Raw genomic sequence first — 1,050 nt, 5'->3', positions numbered from 1 at the left:
GCGGCAACGTCTTCGGCATGACGGGCATGGGCATCGCGGTGGTGACCACCGCGGCGCTCATCTTGAAGCTCGCCGAGGACCTGGGCACCGCCGGCGCCTCCGGGCTGGTGTGGGTGCTCGTGGGCCTGCTGGCTGGCGGCACCGCCGGCACCGTCATGGCCAAGCGCGTGCAGATGACCAAGATGCCCGAGCTCGTGGCCTTCATGCACTCCATGATCGGCATGGCCGCGGTGTTCATCGCCGTGGCCGCCGTGGCCGAGCCCTGGGCCTTCGGCATCACCGCCAAGGGCGGCGAGATCCCGGCGGGCAACCGGCTGGAGCTGTTCCTGGGGGCGGCCATCGGCGCCATCACCTTCAGCGGTTCGGTGATCGCCTTCGGCAAGCTCTCGGGCAAGTACAAGTTCCGCCTCTTCAAGGGCGCGCCGGTGGTGTTCCCGGGCCAGCACATGCTCAACCTGGTGCTGGGCCTGTCCACCATCGGCCTGGGCCTGCTGTTCATGGCCACCGAGAGCTGGACGGCGTTCTTCGCGATGCTGGCGCTGGCCTTCGTGCTGGGCGTGCTGATCATCATCCCCATCGGCGGCGCCGACATGCCCGTGGTGGTCTCGATGCTCAACAGCTACTCGGGCTGGGCCGCCGCGGGCATCGGCTTCAGCCTGAACAACTCCATGCTGATCATTGCCGGCTCGCTGGTGGGCTCTTCAGGCGCCATCCTGAGCTACATCATGTGCAAGGCCATGAACCGCTCGTTCTTCAACGTGATCCTGGGCGGCTTCGGCGGTGACGCCGCGGCAGCGACCCAGGGGAGCACCGAGCAGCGCAGCGTCAAGAGCGGCAGCGCCGACGACGCGGCCTTCATCCTGGGCAACGCCGAGACGGTGGTGATCGTGCCCGGCTACGGCCTGGCCGTGGCCCGCGCGCAGCACGCCGTGAAGGAGCTGGCCGAGAAGCTCACGCACAAGGGCATCAACGTGAAGTACGCCATCCACCCGGTGGCCGGCCGCATGCCCGGCCACATGAACGTGCTGCTGGCCGAAGCGGAAGTGCCTT

At 68.2% G+C, this 1,050-nt stretch carries 1 protein-coding gene; it reads left to right on the top strand.

Features of this window, described 5'->3' with window-relative positions:
- On the top strand, nt 1-1,050 hold a 1,050-nt coding region (locus tag ALA01S_RS31185), incomplete at both ends, for an NAD(P)(+) transhydrogenase (Re/Si-specific) subunit beta (RefSeq protein WP_066343672.1).

Origin of the sequence: Azohydromonas lata NBRC 102462, from assembly GCF_001571085.1 — a bacterium.
In the GTDB taxonomy this organism is placed as follows: domain Bacteria; phylum Pseudomonadota; class Gammaproteobacteria; order Burkholderiales; family Burkholderiaceae_C; genus Azohydromonas; species Azohydromonas lata.
The sequence above is the reverse complement of the archived record's forward strand: the minus strand, read 5'-3'. Positions and strand labels throughout refer to the sequence as shown.